This is a genomic window from Micromonospora sp. NPDC047187, assembly GCF_040643355.1.
Taxonomy (GTDB): domain Bacteria; phylum Actinomycetota; class Actinomycetes; order Mycobacteriales; family Micromonosporaceae; genus Micromonospora; species Micromonospora salmantinae.
In genome coordinates this window covers 112,102-128,859 of sequence record NZ_JBEYUF010000010.1, presented here as the reverse complement: position 1 = coordinate 128,859, position 16,758 = coordinate 112,102, and the positions used below count along the sequence as shown (strand labels likewise).

The 16,758-nt window shown below is 71.1% G+C and carries 13 protein-coding genes; 8 read left to right on the top strand and 5 right to left on the bottom strand.

Annotation, left to right across the window (positions count from 1 at the left end):
• The first annotated feature begins 130 nt into the window (after positions 1–130).
• The 8 genes from ABZ794_RS18320 (at position 131) to ABZ794_RS18285 (ending at position 8,480) form a co-directional block, all read left to right on the top strand.
• Entirely contained in the window at positions 131–484 is a 354-nt protein-coding gene (locus ABZ794_RS18320; protein ID WP_357516505.1) for a hypothetical protein, read from the top strand.
• Positions 485–550: 66 nt separating this feature from the next.
• Positions 551–1,570: a DUF4192 domain-containing protein gene (locus ABZ794_RS18315; protein ID WP_357516504.1), complete on the top strand. Its 1,020-nt coding sequence runs from the start codon at positions 551–553 to the stop codon at positions 1,568–1,570.
• 150 nt (positions 1,571–1,720) lie between these two features.
• On the top strand, positions 1,721–2,398 hold the full coding sequence (locus ABZ794_RS18310) for a GGDEF domain-containing protein (protein ID WP_357516502.1): 678 nt from the start codon (positions 1,721–1,723) through the stop codon (positions 2,396–2,398).
• Positions 2,398–2,739, top strand: a complete 342-nt coding sequence (locus ABZ794_RS18305) for a hypothetical protein (RefSeq protein WP_357516500.1) — start codon at positions 2,398–2,400, stop codon at positions 2,737–2,739. The genes ABZ794_RS18310 and ABZ794_RS18305 overlap by 1 nt, the downstream gene beginning before the upstream one ends.
• Positions 2,740–2,880: 141 nt before the next feature.
• Positions 2,881–4,029 carry an ArdC family protein gene (locus tag ABZ794_RS18300; RefSeq protein WP_357516498.1) on the top strand — a complete coding sequence of 383 codons (1,149 nt, stop codon included), beginning with the start codon at positions 2,881–2,883 and terminating at the stop codon, positions 4,027–4,029.
• Between the two features lie 288 nt (positions 4,030–4,317).
• Positions 4,318–5,664: a hypothetical protein gene (locus ABZ794_RS18295; protein WP_357516496.1), complete on the top strand. Its 1,347-nt coding sequence runs from the start codon at positions 4,318–4,320 to the stop codon at positions 5,662–5,664.
• 274 nt (positions 5,665–5,938) lie between these two features.
• A complete protein-coding gene (locus tag ABZ794_RS18290) occupies positions 5,939–7,075 on the top strand; it encodes a hypothetical protein (RefSeq protein ID WP_357516494.1) in 1,137 nt (378 codons plus the stop codon).
• 118 nt (positions 7,076–7,193) lie between these two features.
• The gene (locus ABZ794_RS18285) at positions 7,194–8,480 is read left to right on the top strand and encodes a M23 family metallopeptidase (protein ID WP_357516492.1); all 1,287 of its coding nucleotides are present in this window, start codon (positions 7,194–7,196) and stop codon (positions 8,478–8,480) included.
• 199 nt (positions 8,481–8,679) lie between these two features.
• Here ABZ794_RS18285 and ABZ794_RS18280 read toward each other — a convergent pair whose 3' ends face one another.
• The 5 genes from ABZ794_RS18280 to ABZ794_RS18260 form a co-directional block, all read right to left on the bottom strand.
• The gene (locus tag ABZ794_RS18280) at positions 8,680–9,450 is read right to left on the bottom strand and encodes a TatD family hydrolase (protein ID WP_357516491.1); all 771 of its coding nucleotides are present in this window, start codon (positions 9,448–9,450) and stop codon (positions 8,680–8,682) included.
• The gene (locus ABZ794_RS18275) at positions 9,447–10,736 is read right to left on the bottom strand and encodes a hypothetical protein (RefSeq protein WP_357516489.1); all 1,290 of its coding nucleotides are present in this window, start codon (positions 10,734–10,736) and stop codon (positions 9,447–9,449) included. Before ABZ794_RS18275 ends, ABZ794_RS18280 begins: the two co-directional genes overlap by 4 nt.
• Positions 10,733–11,200: a hypothetical protein gene (locus ABZ794_RS18270; RefSeq protein ID WP_357516487.1), complete on the bottom strand. Its 468-nt coding sequence runs from the start codon at positions 11,198–11,200 to the stop codon at positions 10,733–10,735. Before ABZ794_RS18270 ends, ABZ794_RS18275 begins: the two co-directional genes overlap by 4 nt.
• Before the next feature lie 285 nt (positions 11,201–11,485).
• A complete protein-coding gene (locus tag ABZ794_RS18265) occupies positions 11,486–13,717 on the bottom strand; it encodes a P-loop NTPase fold protein (protein ID WP_357516485.1) in 2,232 nt (743 codons plus the stop codon).
• Between the two features lie 25 nt (positions 13,718–13,742).
• On the bottom strand, positions 13,743–16,583 hold the full coding sequence (locus ABZ794_RS18260) for a LysM peptidoglycan-binding domain-containing protein (RefSeq protein ID WP_357516483.1): 2,841 nt from the start codon (positions 16,581–16,583) through the stop codon (positions 13,743–13,745).
• Positions 16,584–16,758: the final 175 nt, after the last annotated feature.

Below are 16,758 nucleotides of genomic sequence, written 5' to 3'. Positions count from 1 at the left end.
GGCGGCGGGGGGCCCGATCCGGGGCTGTGCGTGTGCCCGATCTGCGCGGCGCGCCCCCCCCCCCCCACATCGGGTGCCGGGGTGCTCGCCCACCCGGCCCGCCCCGGCGCCCCACTCCAAGGGGTTCCGCATGGCGCACACCGCTTACACGTTCATCGTGGTCGCCGAGGACGGCACCAGCCACGAACACCACACCCGGCAGCGCACCGGCCGGGTCGACACCTGGCTGCGCCGCGCGGTCGGCGCCGCGCCGACACCGATCCCGCTCGCCGCCGCGCACCTCATCGCCTGGTGCGACGCGCACACACCGTCGCTGGGCCGCCGCCCCAACCCCGCCGCCGGTCTGCTCATCGCCCACCTCGGCGGCGCCCGGCTGCCGCTGCTCGGCCCGATCGCCCTGACCGGCTACCGGGACGGCACCGCCCGCACCCTCACCACCGCACAGGTCGACGCGGTCCTGGCCGCTCTGACCCACTGCCGCTGAATTGCCCACCCGGCGGCCCAGGGGTCGCCGGCCCACTTCTCACCGCATCGTCAAGGAGGACCCACCGTGGTCGCACCCCGCACGCTCCGGCTCACCAGCCGCGACGACATCGTCGTCGCGGTGCCCTACCTCCTCGGGTTCCACCCCACCGACAGCCTGGTCTGCATCGCCCTCGAGGACCGGCGGATCCAGTTCGTCGCCCGACTCGACCTGCCCGAACCGTCCGCACTCGACGACTTCACACCCCCGGCCGCGCACACCGCCGCCCTGCTGGCGCAGAACGCGTCGGCGGTGATCCTCGTCGGCTACGGCCCGGCCGACCGCGTCGCACCCGCGACCACCGCCCTGAGCGCCGCGCTGCAGAGCATCGACGTCACCGTGCCCGAGGTGCTGCGCGTCGCCGACGGCCGCTACTGGTGCCTGTGCGGTGCCCCGGGCTGCGCCGACGGTGTGGCGTATGACCCGTCCGGCAGCACCGTCCCCGCGGAGGCCGTCTACCTCGGGATCGCGCCGCTGCCCGACCGGGCAGCGCTGCAGGACCTGATCACCCCGGTGACCGGGCCGGACCGCGAGCGGATGCGCGCCGCGACCGAGACGGCGCTGCGCCGCCTCGCCGGCATCCTCACCGACGGCCGGGACCCCACCACCGCCGCTGGCGGGCAGCCGCCGTCATCCCCGCCCGAACAGGTCGTCACCGACGGTGTCACCGCGGTCCGGCAGGCCTACGAGCGCGCGGAGCGCGGGGAGATTCTGTCCGACGACGACGTGGCGTGGCTGACCGCCGTGCTCATGGTCCCCGAGGTCCGCGACCACGCCTGGATCACCGGCGACGGCAGCGACGCGCAACGGCGACTGTGGACCGACGTGACCCGACGGGCCACGCCGGGACTCAGCGCCGCCCCGGCCTGCCTGCTCGCCATCACCGCCTACCTCGACGGCGACGGCGCCATGGCGCGCATCGGCGTCGACCGGGCCCTCGACGCGGACCCGGACTACCGGCTCGCGCACCTACTCGCGCAGGCCCTGCAGGCCGGCGTGCCCCCGCACGTCTGGCAGGCCGCCATCACCGGCACCACCACCGACTAACAGCCCCGTCCGGCGCCCGCGCCGGGCGCCACCGGCACCGCCCGCGAACCCCCCACAGGGGGTTCGCGCACCGCTTGAGGTGAGGGCAGCCGGTGGCATCCCGGCTGCCCCCACCACCCTTCCCAGCTGGGATTGGAGGTGTGGGCACCCATGTCCACCTTCGCGCAGATCACCGCCGTCGTCGCGGCGCTGACACTCACCGCCGCCATCACCGCCCACCTGACCGGCCGCCGCACCGCCGGCCGCTACCGGGCGGCGCTCACCGCCGCCGCGCACGCCGCCCACCGCGATGACCTCACCGGCCTGGGCAACCGCGCCGGCTTCCACGCGGCGCTGACCGCCGCCGTCGCCCACCGCCGTCCGGTCGCCGTGATCCTGATCAACCTCGACGGCACGCGGACGGTCGTCGGGCGTCTCGGCCACCGCGCGTTCGACCAACTACTCGTCCTGACCGCCGGACACCTCGCGCATGTCGCGTCCGCCGTCGGCGGCGCGGTGTTCCGGATGCGACGCGACGAGTTCGCCGTCATCCTCAACGACCCCGCCGACGCGCCCCGCCACGCCAGCCGGCTGGTCGCCGCCGTCGCCGCACCGACCGACCTGCGCCTCACCCGGCACCGGATCACCGTCACCGTCACCGCGTGCGCCGGTGTCGCCGTCTTCACCCCCCACGAGGACCCGGATCAGCGGCGGGCACTCGGGCGCGCCGACCGGGCGATGCGCGCAGCGAAGACGACCGGCCGCGGACACACCGCCGTCTTCGACCCGGCCACGATGCGCGGCCACGACCGCCCGGCCGCCCCGGACGCCGACACCGGGACGCGGTGATGAAGACCCGCAGACCGGTCATCTGCCGGGTGGGGGAGCGGCCCACGGCGGTCCCAGCCGGCGGGGATGTGTACGGGCTGATCGACTGGGACGACGCGCCGATCCTCATCGTCGGCCCGAGCACCGACGCGGTCACCCGCGAAGCCATCCGGATCTTCGCAAGGACCCTCGCCGAGACCGGTGGCCTAGCCGAGGACGACCCGGACTTCACCCGCCGGCATCCGCTGCCGGACCCCGACGGCCCGATCGGCGTCATCGACAGCTGGCTGACCCGGCTGCGCCGGGCGACGGCCATCCCCTGGTTCGCCATCCTCGACGACGAGGTGGTGATCGCCCGATGACCGGCCCTCACTGCCGTCTCACCCGGCATTAGTCCGTCCCTAATGGGGGGCGGCGGCCTCACCTCGTGCCTACGGGCAGGTGGGGGCCGCACCGGGTCCCCACCTGTCCGCCGCCACGAGGCGGGGATAGGAGGCCACCTGATGGCCACGCGTAAACCCCCGGCCAGAAAGGCCAGGGCCCACAGCACCGCAACGCACCACGACACCACCAGCAGCAAAGAGGAGACGTCCCGCGGCGACGGCGACCGCGACGGGCTGCTGGCGAAGATCAAAGCCGACTTCGACGACCGGCTGGCGCGGATGGCCGCCGACCCGGCGCAGTGGATCGAGTTCATCGACCACGTCGCCGCGTTCGGGGCCCGCTACAGCCTCGGCAACCAGATCCTGCTGCTGGTGCAGGCCGACGAGCGCAGCATCACCCCCCGCTACTTCCTTCCATACGGCAGGAAAGACGGCTCGACCGGGTGGAAAGCCCACCAGCGGTACGTGCGCGCCGGCGAGAAGGCGTTCAAAATCTGGGCGCCCAGGAAACGCCGCCCGACCGAGGAGCAGGCCGCCGCGTGGGAGGCCAACGGCCGCACCGTGCGGCGGGAACCCTCCGGACGTCCGGCGGTCCAGCTGGTCGGGTTCGGCCTGGCCAACACCTTCGAGCTGTCCCAGACCGACGGGGAACCCTTCGACCCACCAACCGTGCTCATGCGCCGGCGCGTGAACCAGCGCGGCAACCACCCGCAGCTGCTCGTCGGCGACGACCCGACCGGCGTCTACGACGACCTGGTCACCCTCATCACCGACGACGGCTACGACTACAAGCTTGTCGCACCGCACACCGGGCACCTCAACGGCGCGAACGGCGTCACGGTCCCCGGCCCGGACATCCGGATCGTGCAGGTCCGCGACGACGTCGACCCGGCCCAGCGGACCAAGACCACCCTGCACGAGTTGGCGCACATCCGCTGCGGGCACCTCGACGCCCTGACGTCCGGGCACACCCTGCACCGGGGCCGCACCGAAACCGAAGCCGAGAGCGTCACGCACATCGTGCTGCGGGCCCTGGGCATGGACAGCGCGGCCTTCTCCGACGCCTACGTGTTCGGCTGGGCCAACGGGGACATGGACCTGGTCAAGGAGTGCGCCGCCACGGTGCTGCGGGTGGCCAAGCAGATCCTGGCCGACCTCACCCCCGCCGAGAGTGACGCCGCGGCCCCGGGCGAGGACGGACCCGACGCGCCGGAGCCGGTGGCGCTCGCCCTGGCCGGCCCGCCGCCGGTCGGACCGGAAGCCGGCTGATGGGCACCAGTGACGGTCAGCTGACCGCGCCGCTGCGCAGCCGGCCCCTCCCGGTCACCGCCTGACAGCACCATCCTCCGGCGCGGCCGACAGGCCGAGCAGCGCCGCGCCCCGGCGCCCCTGCCGGTGACCTGCCCAACTCGGGGACCGGCAACCGCCGGCCCCCAACGCCCACCCAGTAAATCCCTTCCCGGGGATCGTGCCGGCCCTGTGCCGTAACCCCGGGGGGCTGCCCCGGGGTGTGAGGTGCACGGCCGGCGCGGTATCCCGGTGACCGAGGAGGACAGCATGTTCGAGCCATCCGCGCAGATCACGTCCCTGCTCACCGCCATCAACGTGAAGGAGTCCGCCGCCGCGGGCATGCGGGCGATGATGCACCGCGAACAGGAATTCCCCAGCCCGACGCAGGCCCGGCTCACCGGTATCGCCCTGGACCCGTACGGCCGCGCCTACGCCGATGAGGTCCTGGACGCCTCCTGGGCCGACGAGCAGCGTCAGCAGGAACTGCTCAGCGCCGAGCACCTCAACCGGGAGGTCATCATCGGCAGCGGCTTCCACGCCGCGACCTACGCCGCCGTGCGCGTCCTCAGCGGTCACCCGAAACCGCTGGTCCTGGAGCGGACCGCGCGCGTCGGCGGCAGCTTCGCGATGACCACCCGGCCGGTGTTTCACCTCAACTCCCGCAACCGTGCCGGCAGCGCGGGCCTGGCGGGTGACCAGGGAACAAGCCCGAACTACCTGCCGGGCGCCCCGATCCAGGCAGCGAACGTGTCCATGACCGAGTACCAGACGAACACGGACATGGCCTTCGTGATCCGCCTGGCGTTGGCGCAGTTCGCCGACGTGGTGCCCAACGCCACCGTCCTGTCCGTCCGCCAGGGCGACCCCGGAGTTGAGGTTCAGATCGAGGGCAGGGCGTCGCTGCTCGCCGGGCGGGTCATCGACGCCCGCGGCCTGGGTGACCCGGCCGGTCAGGACGTGGCCAACGGCACCACGATCCTCGCCTACCCGCAGTTCATGCACCGCATGGCCGGGATGTGGCCGCTGCGCGGGGTGCGTCGGGTCGCGGTGATCGGCGGCGGCGATTCCGCCAGATGCGCCGTCGAATCGTGCCTGGGCCTCGCCCCGCAACCGTTCATGGCCGCCGCCGCCCTGGACCAGGTCCAGCGCATCGACTGGTACGCCGAGGACCTGCCCAGAACCTGCGACCAATGGCGCGACGACAGCCGCGGCAGGTATCAGGGGATCGGCCGGTACCTGCGCCCGGACCGGTTCGGAGTCCGGCGACTCACCGTGCTGCCCCGCCGGGCGCAGCCCGTCGCGCTGCCCGGTGTGGGCCTCATCGACGGCCGCACCTACGACCTCGTCGTCGTGTGCACCGGCAACCAGGAGACAACCATCGACGGGCTCAACCTCGGGGACTTCTACGAGTACACGACCGCCGACGGGACCGTGGTCGCCCGTGAGCACTACGAGCTGCCCGCGTTCCGCGTCGGCCCGCACGCGCGGCTGCCCTTCACCGCACGCGAGCGCGCGGACGGTATCGCCGACATCGCCGCGAACGCGGTGTCGATGTTCCGGACAGCGTCCAAGACGGCTGCGCTGGCGGCAACGCTTCCCGCGGTGCTGACCTAACCCGACGGCGTCAGGCGACAAGCCGGCACCACCGCCACGACGGCCGCGCCCACGCCGCCGCGTGAGCGGGCACTCCCGGCCGCCCTCACCGGGGGCGGCGTGCAGGCCCGCGGCCGGCACCCACTCGCCCCCCTTTTTCGCCTCACCACCTGACCCGCACGCACGCAGCGACGGACACCCCCATGGGTGGCCGTCGCGGCGGGATGCCCACCCGAAGGTGGCCCAGCGTCGCCCCTGGGGCGCTGGGCCACCTTCTCCTCTGGAGGAGAAGCGCATGGCTCTCGACGAGCACCACCGGCCCCCGCGGCTGGACCTACCCCACCGGGCGGCGCCCGGACGCCGCCCACCGGTCGAACACGCCGCCTGGATCTTCTACGCCATCGCCGCCCTCGGCTCCACCATCGGCCAGATCTGGGTCGGCGTACACATCCCGCCGTGGCCCGACACCCTGCACTGGTGGTGGCGTGCCCTGTTCGTCGCACCGTTCGCGATCGTCATCGACCTCGGCGGCGCGGTCACCGCCGCGTTCGCCGACTGGCGGCAACGCCTCGGCGAGGCCGCCTACGGGTGGCGGACCCTGTCCGCCGCCACAGTCACCGTCGGCGTCACCACCAACATCGTCGGCCACGCCGACGTGGCATACCTGGCCGTCGTCTTCGGCGGCCTCGGCGTCTTCGCCTACGCGATCTGGCTGATGCACAGCGCCGCACGACGCCGCGACGCCCTGCGCGCCACCGGGAAACTCGCCGACACCGCCCCCGTCTACGGCCTCACCCAGTGGTGGCGCGAACCAGCGGTCACCCGCCGCGCCCGTTCCCTCGCCCTCGCCCAGCGCCTGCCGCTGCACCAGTCCCTCCACGTCGCCCGCCAGCAACTGCGCGACGAGAAACGCCGCACCGCCCTCGCCACGCACGTGGAGACGCTGATCCGGTCCCGGCACGACGACCCCGTCCGCGCGGACATCGCCGCAACGACCCTCGACCTCGACGCGGTCGCCGCCGACCTCACCGCCCACGCCGACGTGACCGGCTGGGCACGCGTCATCGGCGCCGACCTGCGCCCACCGCCGGTGCCCGTGCCGGCCGCCGGCGGTGACGTCGACGCGGACCCCGAGCGGGACGTCGTGACGGTGGCCGGACCGATGCCGCCCGCTGACGTGCTGCGTCGGGTGCCGCAGGACCAGGCGTCCTATGACCGGTGGCGGCAGCTGTGGGCCGACCTCAAAGCCGACCCAGACGTCGAACTCGCCGCGTTCGCGCAGCGGCACGGTATCTCCCTGCGGCAGGTCCAGTGGATCCGTCGGACCGGCGTCAGCGGGCTGCTCGACTCACCGCTGACCCTGATCGACCGGATCGCCCAACTGGCCGCCACCAACGGTCATGCCCCGCACCACCCGGCATCCACCTCGTGAACCTGTGCCACCGGTGCGCATCCCTGCCCGGCCACGCCGGACCCCGTGCGGCAGGTCGGCGTAGGCACCTACTTCGACGGGAAACCCTCATGCGCTTACACACGTTGCGGTGGCTGCCATGAGCGGCCGCCTCATCGCCCTCACTGCCGCCGTCGTCGTTGGGGTCGCGTCCCTGTGCGTCGCCGGACTGGTCACCTTCACCGGCGCGGCGACGGCCTGCTCGGTCGTCACCATCCCGGCCGGCACCACCGGCCGTTACGACACCGGGCAGGTGCACCACGCCGGCGTCATCGTCACCGTCGGCGTCCAGCGCGGGATACCTGTCCGCGGGCAGGTCATCGCCGTGGCCACCGCCCTGCAGGAATCCGGGCTGCGGAACCTCGGGCACCTCGGCGAGGACAACGACCACGACTCACGGGGGCTGTTCCAGCAGCGACCGAGCCAGGGCTGGGGCACACCCGCGCAGATCATGGATCCCGAGTACGCAGCCGGAGCGTTCTACCGCGCGCTCGTCACCGTTCCCGGGTGGCAGTCCCTACCGCTCACCGTCGCCGCGCAGGCCGTGCAACGCTCCGCCTACCCCGACGCCTACACCCGGTGGGAGGACGACGCCGCCGCCCTCGTCGGGCTCGTCTCCGACCAACCGACCGGTAGTCCCGGTGAGCAGTGCATCAGCGTCGGCGGCTGGATGGCACCCGTCCAGGGAACGGTCGTGTCCGGGTTCCGGACCGACAGTAGGCCCGGCCACGACGGCGTCGACATCGCCGCCACCAAGGGCACCCCGATCCACGCCGCCGCGTCCGGTCTGGTGATCCGCGTGGTCTGCAACGCCCACCGGCGCGACGGCAGCCCCTACTCCTGCGACGTGGACGGCCACCCGGTCACCGTCCGCGGGTGCGGCTGGTACGTGGAACTGCGGCACCCCGACTCCACCGTCACCCGCTACTGCCACATGCTGCGCCGCCCATCGGTTGACGTGGGCCAGCAGGTCGCCGTCGGCCAGGTCATCGGCCAGGTCGGCAGCAGCGGCCACTCATCCGGGCCGCACCTGCACCTGGAGACCCACACCGGGAAGCCCGCGACCGAATCCAATGCCGTTGACCCCGTCGGCTTTTTCGCCTTGCGCGGTATCGACCTGACGCCACCTAACGCACGTCATGTTCGTTCAGGAGCTCGTCAGAAGTTCGCGGGGCGGGCAGGTCACTCGGTACTGGAACGTCACCGGGCGGGCGGCCCGGAAGCTCACCATCGACGCGCCGCGGTGCGCCACAGGTCCGTTTCTGCATCCCCATCGACTACTCAAAGTAATTCAACAGTTGCTGGCGCCGTGGTTCTAGACGGAGAGGTCGCGCCGGTTGGTCTAGCGAAGGGGCCAACATCCAGCAGGTCAGCTGCGGCGAGTTAGTGGGTCCCGGAACTCTGTCTCGTCCTGCTCGAGTAGCCGAACGTGGTTGCTCCTGGTTGGGCAGCCAGGAGAAGTACGGATCTGATCAGCCCTCGTCGTGCTAATACTTCTCCTGGAGGTGCTGCGGTTCTGCTATCTCATCCTGAGCCCGGTACGGGCGCTGCAACACCACCCGTAGGGCTTAGGCTCGGCGCTCGGGTCAGCTGGCTGCTGCTAGCTGGTTGAGCAGAGACCGGTTGAACAGCGCGGAGCAGCCGGTGTCTCTAACCAGCTGGCTCAGGTTGCGCCAGGCCACGGCGCGGACCTGAACAGCGCTGCTGCCGAAGTGCCGACCGAGTGCCGTCTCGACGCTGGTGGTGCTGCCCGGCATGCGGGGTTGCGGGGCACTGCGGTCACCGAAGGGGTGATCGGTCTCTGGAAGGATCCGGTCGAGGGGAAGCTGCCCGAGGGCGTCGATGCGTTTCATTGCGCTGGCGTTCATCGAGAAATAGCAGTTGAGCTCGACGGCCCGCTGGGTCTGCTCCGGGCTTCCAGTCCACCAGTGCAGGATCGCCCCGCGAATCGGTCGGTGTGCCAGGGCAGCCAGGACCTCGTCGTGCGCGCCAGCCGAATGGATACTGACCAGGCGTGGGTGGCGCTGCAACGTGTCGAGGATCGCGTCGAACGTGACGATCTGCCGGGCCAGACCGCCCTTGCTTGAGCCGTCCAGGCCGATTTCGCTGACATACGGGGTGCCGGTCACCAGGTCCTCGAACTCCGCGGCGTCGAAGTTGGTGTGGTTGCGGGCCAGCCCGGGGTGGCAGCCGACGCCCCAAACGACACGGAGGTCGCGGCGCTGCTGGGCGGCACGAGATTCGGCCAGGGTGCGGCAGGCCGCGAAGACGATTCCGGGCAGCTGGACGAGTTCCGCGGCGTCGATGTTGACGTCAATGTGGGCGTGCATATCGAGGGCGGGCAACCGTGGGGTCATCGGGGGATGTTCTCCAGTTCGCGCATGCCGCGTTCGATCAGTGACTTCGCATCGGCTAGAGGGTATTGATTGGGCAAGGTGAGGCTCAGCAGGTCGGCACTACGCAGGCCACGGCCCAGGAATCCACGCAGCGACGCCTCGACAGACTTGTCGCGTAGGTAGGCGGTCAGACGCGGATCATTTGTCGTGTTGAGATAGCTGGTCTGGTCGGTGAGTTGGCTAGCGCGAAACGAGGCCCGGCGCAGCAGGCAGCCGAAACACACCCCGCAATGCGAAAGCACCGGGTAGCCGAGGCTGCGATGTCCGGTGTGGCCGCAGGAGTGCGTGGCGGATAGGAATTCCGAGGCGGTCTTCGCCCCTATGAGGTCGCTGACCCGGGTGAACATCTCACCCTTGGTCATATCGGACAGGGGGTTACTGATCGGTGCGTGAGCGCCGGCGGCAGTGGCGAGCCTGCTGAGTTCGTGCACGAAGTACGGGTGGGTGGTACGGGTGGACACGCTGCCGCGCTGGTCGGCGCCCAGCGGCAGGTTCAGCGACGCGAAGCCGTTCTCCGGGATCCGTAGCTCGACCTGTTCGATGGAGGCCATGGCCAGTCCGAGCGCCAGGAACAGCAGCGAGCGGGTGCGCGTCGAGCGTTCGTCGGGGAACCGATGCCCGTCCGGCTGGGCCGCCTTACGGCTGAACCGGATTTGCTGGTGAGGCAGATCGCGGCCGCCCGTCAGAGCGGCGATGCGATCGGCGACGTCACGTTGCCGGGGGGCAAGGTTGGTCGCGCCGACGTGGGAGAACAGCAGCTGGCGTCGCTGGCCGAGCTCGTGTTGCGACAACAGGGCGCCCACGGCGGAGTCAGCGCCGCCACTGAGCAGCACCACCCGCTGCACACCGGCATACCGGTAGGCGACGGCGGGCTCGGCGGGCAGTCGGGCCCGGTGGAAGGCCAGAGACCACGCGTCGCCGGACAGGAACCCGAGCAGCGCTTCCCAGTGTGCCTGGCTGGCTTGCCACAGATCGGGGTCGGTGACCGGGACGTGCAGCTGGAATCGGCGCTGTGACCAGCTCGAGCCGTTGGCGCGGCGGGTCACGGACCGGTCGGCGGCGTAGACCAGGGCGGCGAGCCGGACCAGGTCTGCATTGGCAGACCGGACGGGCCCGAACTGGCTCAGGCTCGGGCCTACCGGGCTGGCGAAGGATCCGGCCGTGTTTGGGGTCCAGTAGAACGTCGAGCGGGTGATGTCGCGTGAGAGCTGCTCGGGGATGGTGAAGGCCATCGTGAAGGTGTTCATGGCCGGCCCCAGATCGTGCGCAACGACTCGATGCCCTTCTCGATGGCCTGTCTCAGTTCGCTTTCGGTGGCGCCCGTGACGCTCAGCGGTGCGTTGTCGGCCAGCACGCGGGCGGTGGCGCGCATCTCGTCCTCGGCGGCAAGAACCGCCGCCGCGGTCGGATCACCCTGTTGAAGGCGTGCAGCGGTCTCGCTGCAGGCCGCTTCGAACACGATCAGCGCGATGGTCTCGCGGACGATCTCATCGGCAGTCGGTGTGGTGCCATCGGCCTGTTCCTGCAGGATCCAGCTGGCGATGTCGGCGGCGACCAACCGCTGCTCGTGATCTTCGATCGTGCCGTCCTGCAGCGGGCCGCACGCCGCGTCGACGATGGCCTTGGTGACCTGTAGCGGGTCGGGGTTGGCACGCAGCGCGTCGTAGTCGAGTCCGAGGTCGCGCAGCGCCTGCGCGTCGCCGGTACGCAATCCGTAGGCTGCAGCCGCGGCCCGGCTCGCGGTCCGGGCCGAACCGGCGATCGTCCGTTGAGCGCCACCCCCGCCCGCACTTGCATTCCCGCCGCCGGCGCCGCCAGCTCCACCACCGGGGCCGTCGCCCCCACTGCGGAACAGCCGCAGGGCCGGCGCCAGCGCCGCGGGGGTCATCGGCGGACGGGCGCCGGCTCCGTTGCCGGCCCACTGCGCGACCGCGTCGCGTAGATCCTTACCTGCCTTGCCTCCGCCGCCGGTGTAAGAGCCCTTTGTTCCCACCGGCTACCGCCCGGTGCCGAGAACGAGGCCCAGCGCGTTGCGCACGGGAGTGTCGGTGGTGCTGTCGTACCACCGCTGCAGCACCGGGGCGAACGTCAGGGCGTCGTTCTGGAACCTCATGATGGCGGGGACGGTCAGGTCGTCGGCGGGAACCGTCTGCAGGGCTCGGTTGGCGGCGTCCGCCGCCTGCTGGTAGCGCGGAACCAGCCGCACGATGGCGGCGAACGCCGCAGGTTGGTTGCTCGGTTGGTCCCGGCCGACTCGCCCGAAGTATTCGATCAGCAGGGTCGCATCAGCGAGGCCGAGTGCATCGAGGTCGGCGTCGGTGACGGACTTCTGCTCGGCGCGAGAGTGTGACACCAGGTTCGCGGCCAGATCCCGCAACCGGCTCGGCAATCCGGTGTCGAGCAGCAGCTTGCCGGTGAACGACGCCGCCAAATACAGGTACGGGGCGAGGTCGTCGTCGGCCAGTGCGGGCGGTAGCTTCGCCCAGCGCAGCAGATCGTCACTGAACTGCGCCGCGGCCGGGACGTCCGGGGCGGACTTCGGGATGCCCCGGCCCTTGCCCACCGGCTCCGGCTTCGCCGAGGCCTCCTGTGCGGCGCCAGTCTCTGGCGCTGGGCGTCGGACAGTCCGGCCCGCGGCCTTCTCCAAGGTGCGGATCTGTTCGCGCAGATCGCCCTTGGCAAGCCAGTCGAGGACGTGGGTGAAACCGTCCTTGATCAGCTTCTCTAGGACCATCAGCTTTGCGACGACGTCCTCGTCCAGGGTGATCCCGCGGTGTACTGCCACCGTCTGACGCACCCGTAGGTCATTGAGGAATCGCTTGATCCGGCGCGGGTTGCCCCGCAGCTTCTCGTACAGAATCGGGGTCAGTCGGGCCGCGAACGCCATCTGCTCGGTGATAGCGCGGCCGGTGATCACGGCGCCGAGGTCATCGAGAACCCCGCCGACGCGGCGCTGGTCGTCGCAGTGCCGCGTGTACGACCTCAGCTCCTCGCGTTCGGTGACGTGCAATAACTGGAGCAGGATCAGGTACGCCTCGGTGTCGAACCTGCTCAGCGCGGGGATCGGCACAGTGGTCTGGACGATCTTGTGTAGATAGAGGCTGGCAGGCTCCTCCGGGAGGAACTCTTCGGTCGGATCTGGTGTACGACCGGGAGCGGGGAACCGGTCCCGGATCGCGTCGGCGACCCGATCCTCGTCGGCGGCGATGACGAAGGCCATCTTGGGCACGGCCAGAAACAGCCGGATCGCTTCCAACGTCTCGACCACGGTGTCGGGTAGGCACCGATCGAGGTCGTCGACGAGCACCACCACCCGTTCCACCCCGGCCAGGCCCGGAGATTCCATCAGCGCTTCAAACTCGCCGCGGAACTGCTCCAGGCCGCGCGGTGCGCCGGGCCCGTTGTCCGACGGTTCGGCGACGAGGTCCAGCACATCGTCGAGCTTGGGCAGCTGCATCGTGATTCCGGCGCGGGCCGTCAACCTGATCGCTTTGGACCATTGCACGCGTTTGGTGAGCTTCTTGGCCAGCTCCAAGGTGGCGCGGGACCCGGTCTCGGTGTTGACTTCGTGCAGCTTACGGGTGATGGCGGCGAGGATCTCACCGATCAAGGCTTCCTTCGCGCCCGCGCTGGGGTCGTAGCGCCACGGGTCGGTGCTGACGATCAAGATCTGCTTTTCGGGACCGAGATTGCGTTCCTTGAGGCCGCTCTCGATGAGTTTGAGGACGGTGGTCTTCCCGCTGCCCCACGCCCCAGAAACGCCGACGGCCACCGGATCCAGTGTTTCGTCTAACACTGCGTCGATCACCGTCGTCGCCACGGCCGAGAATGCCAGCAGATCGACGTCGTCGGGCTCGTCCGACCATAGTCCCGACCGGGGCCCCTGATCTGGCTCCACGCACGTCCTCCCCGACGATCCGTGCGCCAGTGGACACTGCGCACACCGGCGCAGACAGTTTCCGCTTCGTACACCTGTCCATGACTGCGACACGCCGCTCCGCATGGTCTGGCCGAGGTTTACCCGTTCGGGTGGCATGCCGGTGGCTATAGCCATCTGGGGGGAGGGGCTATGACAGGTGGTTGGAATCGCGGGGTTGCTTACGATGGGTGAGACGCTGAAGGTCAGCGTCCACGTCCGCAGACGATCGACCAGCGGGATGGCGGGCTGGCGGCTGCGGTTTAGCCGGTCCTCACCTGCCTGAGGGTCTGTGCTGGCCTGCGGCCTCACTCCGTTGATTTCGGTGGCTGACCGTTCACGGGTGGGTGGGATCCTGGAGCAGTCTGGTGGCGAGGTCCTCGGTGTCGGGGTCGATGTCGATGCCGGCGTCACCGAGGTCGCGGCGCAGCGCGACCAGCCGTTCGCGTACACCGACGGCGTTACCGAGATGCGCCGCGGTTCGCATCGCCCGCCGGGTCAGCTCGTCGGAGAGCGGATCGAGGGCGCGGGCGGTGTCGTAGAGGGCGAGGGCGGCGGCAGGATCAGTGCCGAGGTGAAGCCCGGCCGCCTGGGCGTAGATCTTCACGAGGCAGCGTCGGGCGTGCTCGCGGTCGGTGTCGATCCACTCGTAGTCGCTGCCGTCGGCGAGGCCGCCGCGGGCGGCGGCGATCGCGGCGTGAAGGTGGGCGAGGCGATCCGCGTCGTCGACGGCGGTGGCGACCCGGGCGTAGGAGTCCTGGACGGTCCACCAGTCGACGTCGAGCAGATTCGGGTCCAGGTGGTAGCGGCCGCCGGTGTTGATGACCGGTTCGATCTTGGGGGTGTCGTCGTTCGGTCCGGTGCCCGTCTGTGCGATGGACCGGATGGTGGTGCGTAGGTTCGCCGCGCAGGTGGAGAGGCGCTCTGACGCGCGGGAGACGGTGACGTCCGGCCAGATCGCCTCCATGATGTCGTCCAGGTTCGCGCCGCCGCGGTGAACGACCAGGTACACGAACAGCTCCAGGCTCTTGGCGCGCAGGCCGCGCACCGGCTTGCCGTCAGCGTCGAGGATCGTCGGATGGCCGAGCACACGGGCCCGCACCGGGCCGCCGGTAGCGGCGCTTCCCGGACCCGGTGGGGCTGCGCCCTGCGCCGTCACGGAGACCTGCGGTGCAGGGTTCACCCTCTCGGATGCTGCGCGGGCGGTGTCGGCGTGTCGTGCCGGGGTCGTCGTCGGCGCGACGGGTGCAGGTGCAGGGTCCGGCGTGGTGGTCGCGGGTGCCGTGTCGCCGTGCGCTTCAGCGAGCATGCGGAGGATGTCGGTGGTCGCGGTGGCACCGAGCACGGCGACGCGCTCGACATGGCCGCCCTCGGTCGTGCCGTCGGCGGCGACGGTCAGGGTGCTGCCGTGGGGCCAGGTGCCGATCAGGGCGGTGCCGATGTCGACGTTCGTGCCGAGGTGGATCGCGGTGGATAGCCGGGGGTGCCAGTTCTGCTCGGGGACGTCGGCGACGAGCAGCAGGTGCGGCAGCGGCTCACCGACCGTGTGCTCCTGCGGAAGGGCGAAGACGGTGACGGCCTCCTGGTCGGCGAGGATCCGGCTGCGGCGGATGATCTCCTCTTCCATCAGGGTGAGCGCGGCGGCGAAGGTCGGGGCGACGGTGAGTCCGGGCATCGGGTGGAGGTCCGTCGCGGATACGCCGAGCAGCGTGGTCAGCGTGGCGGCAGGGATGATGACGTGGCCGTGCGCGTGTGGGCCGTCGGCGTCGGGGGTGAGGGTGGCCACCAGCAGGGCGCGGGCGGCGTCCAGGGCGGCGGGTCCGTCCAGGCCGAGCCCGGTGGCGGCCGCAAGCGTGCCGACGCCCGTGTGTTCGGTGTCGTTGGGTGCGGTGGACGGCAGTGGAGGTGTCTCCTGGGCGGTGGTGTCCTCGCGGACGGTCCGGTCGCGCGCCGGGGTGCGGGTCAGCAGGTGCGGTGCGACGCGGCGCACGCCGTGGCGCAGCCGGGTCAACGCCGCCAGCGGTGGCGCCAGGTCCGCATCAGCCAGAACCGGGTTGGTGACGGGTGTGGGCCGGTAGCGGTGACGGCGGCGCTTCCACACCATCGTGACGGCGGAGACCAGCGCGGCGGCCAGTCCGGCGCCGATGGCGCCACCGGCGATCTCCACCCATCCCCACAGCGTGTGGGAGGGCCTGTCGTCGGCGGCACCGGGCGGCAGCGTCGTAGCGTTGCTCCGATCGGCAAGAGGCGGACCCGGTGCGGTCGTCGACGTCGCCGGGCTGGTGACGCCGGGCGTCGGCGCAACCGACGCTGACGGTGGCTCGACGACCCCGTCGTCGGGGGCTCGCGATGTTGCCGAGGGCTGGGGGCCGGCGGTAGGCGACGTGGTCGGTCCGGCCGATGGTGAGGCGGCGGGCGCAGTCGTATGCGGCGCGGCGGTCGCAGTCGTCGGTGGTGATGCAGTCGGGCCTCCCGGTGGGTCCTGGGTGGGGGGAGTGCGCGGCGGTGTGGTGTCCGGCGGCGGGTCAGCGGCGGGCAGGGTCAACACCCAGCCAGGGAAGATCAGGTTCGGGTTGCGCAGCGTGCCACCGACGTCGGCGAAGTGGGTGCCGCGGTTCAGGGCGAAGATCTCGCGCCAGCGCTTGTCGTCGCCGAGGGCTTCTTCGGCGATCTCGGACAAGGTGTCTCCCCGTCGGACAGTGTGAGTGGGTGTCGTCCGGGGGGCGGGCGGCGAGTGTGTGGCGGTGAGGTGGGTGGTCGGCGGCGCGGGTGCGGCAGTGAACGGTTCGGTGCCGGGATGGTCGGTGGTGCCGGTGACAGGTGTGGCGTGGGCGATGGCACCGCTGGCCGTGGTGACGGCGCTGGCACCCAGCAGCGCTGCGGTGAGGCTGCGGATCGGGCCGGGGAGGCGGATCGTGACCGTCCAGCGTGCCCGGCGCGCCAGCGCGGCATAGGCGTGGGTGAGCACGGTCGTGATCAGCAACAGCCACAGCGCCACTGCCGAAGCGCCGATGAGGGCGGTGACGAGGTGAGGGCTCAGAGGAGAGACGAGCACCTGCCGGAAGTCATCCGACGTTGGTGACGGCGGCTGCCACGTGTCGGTCGCGGCGAGAATGACCGGCCCGGTGGCAGTGGCCAGCACGCTGGTGGCAAGCGCGAGGGTGCGGGTGCGTGTCACCTGCCCTCCGTTCATCGTCTGGTGCCGACCGGAACCGGTGGCGGCGGGTGGCGTCACCCGGTGCCGCGACGCTATGACCGGCGACCTGCCGAAGGAGTGGCTCGGTGACTCACAGAACCTCACGCCGCCTGACACGACCTCACACCTGCAGGTCGGCGAGGCGGCGGCCCCGGCG

Bases quoted from the DNA above. Each gene is read 5' to 3' on its own strand.
- ABZ794_RS18285 (WP_357516492.1), top strand. From the start codon at position 7,194: ATGAGCGGCCGCCTCATCGCCCTCACTGCCGCCGTCGTCGTTGGGGTC.
- ABZ794_RS18300 (WP_357516498.1), top strand. From the start codon at position 2,881: ATGGCCACGCGTAAACCCCCGGCCAGAAAGGCCAGGGCCCACAGCACC.
- ABZ794_RS18290 (WP_357516494.1), top strand. From the start codon at position 5,939: ATGGCTCTCGACGAGCACCACCGGCCCCCGCGGCTGGACCTACCCCAC.
- ABZ794_RS18280 (WP_357516491.1), bottom strand. From the start codon at position 9,450: ATGACCCCACGGTTGCCCGCCCTCGATATGCACGCCCACATTGACGTC.
- ABZ794_RS18275 (WP_357516489.1), bottom strand. From the start codon at position 10,736: ATGAACACCTTCACGATGGCCTTCACCATCCCCGAGCAGCTCTCACGC.
- ABZ794_RS18295 (WP_357516496.1), top strand. From the start codon at position 4,318: ATGTTCGAGCCATCCGCGCAGATCACGTCCCTGCTCACCGCCATCAAC.
- ABZ794_RS18305 (WP_357516500.1), top strand. From the start codon at position 2,398: ATGAAGACCCGCAGACCGGTCATCTGCCGGGTGGGGGAGCGGCCCACG.
- ABZ794_RS18320 (WP_357516505.1), top strand. From the start codon at position 131: ATGGCGCACACCGCTTACACGTTCATCGTGGTCGCCGAGGACGGCACC.
- ABZ794_RS18310 (WP_357516502.1), top strand. From the start codon at position 1,721: ATGTCCACCTTCGCGCAGATCACCGCCGTCGTCGCGGCGCTGACACTC.